This window comes from Acetobacter sp. P1H12_c (assembly GCF_018811975.1).
In the GTDB taxonomy this organism is placed as follows: Bacteria; Pseudomonadota; Alphaproteobacteria; order Acetobacterales; family Acetobacteraceae; genus Acetobacter; species Acetobacter persici.
This window is the reverse complement of sequence record NZ_JACRVR010000097.1, coordinates 1-869: the sequence shown is the minus strand read 5'-3', so window position 1 is coordinate 869 and position 869 is coordinate 1. Positions and strand designations below refer to the sequence as shown.

1 protein-coding gene is annotated in these 869 nt (G+C 55.1%); it reads left to right on the top strand.

The window, feature by feature from the left end; translation table 11 throughout:
• Window positions 1-101 precede the first annotated feature (101 nt).
• A protein-coding gene (locus KP699_RS16270; RefSeq protein ID WP_128081236.1) for an IS5 family transposase occupies window positions 102-856 on the top strand; the annotation gives its coding sequence in 2 pieces (ribosomal slippage) (window positions 102-441 and window positions 441-856; 756 coding nt in all).
• Window positions 857-869 lie beyond the last annotated feature (13 nt).

Here is an 869-nt window from a genome sequence, read left to right as displayed (position 1 = left end):
TAGGGCGTGTCGTCAGTTAAACCCTGAGTGTGGCAGGTGAGGGTTGTACTTTGTGTCTGCGTGTGCTGACTGTTTTCCCGTTTTTTGGGGGAGACAGACAGATGCGACGCTATAGTTTACGCGATGACCAGTGGGAGCGGATACAGGATCTTCTTCCCGGTCGAGAAGGCTATGTCGGCGGCACTGCGGTGGACAACCGTTTGTTCGTGGAGGCGGTGCTGTATCGCTATCGCGCGGGTATTCCATGGCGTGACCTTCCTGCCCGTTTCGGGGACTGGAAAAACGTGCACCGGCGTCTGCGCCGCTGGTGTGAAAGCGGCGTCATCGAACGGATATTTCGTTATCTGGCCGCTGATCACGACAACGAATACATGATGATCGACAGCACAATTGTCCGGGCGCATCAGCATAGTGCCGGAGCTCTCAAAAAAGGGGCACGGATCAGGCCATCGGACGATCACGAGGCGGGCTGACTACAAAGATCCATGCCATCTGCGACGCTCTGGGCAATCCGGTGGAACTCGGTATCACACCCGGGCAGGATGCCGATAGCACCCAGGCAGAACCACTTCTGGAAAACATCGCCCCTGATGCTTTCCTTGCTGACAAGGCGTATGACGCGGACAGGTTGATCGATCGGCTGATACAACGCGGGATTACCCCGGTCATCCCGCCAAAACGCAACAGAACGACACGACGGAAAACCGATTTTTCTCTCTACCGCGAACGGAACCTGATTGAGAGGTTCTTCAATAAACTAAAGCAGTTTCGCGCTATCGCAACCCGATACGATAAACTGAAATCGACCTTCCTCGCAGCCGTGCAGTTCGCCTCAATCATCATCCTGCTTAACTGACGACACGCCGTAG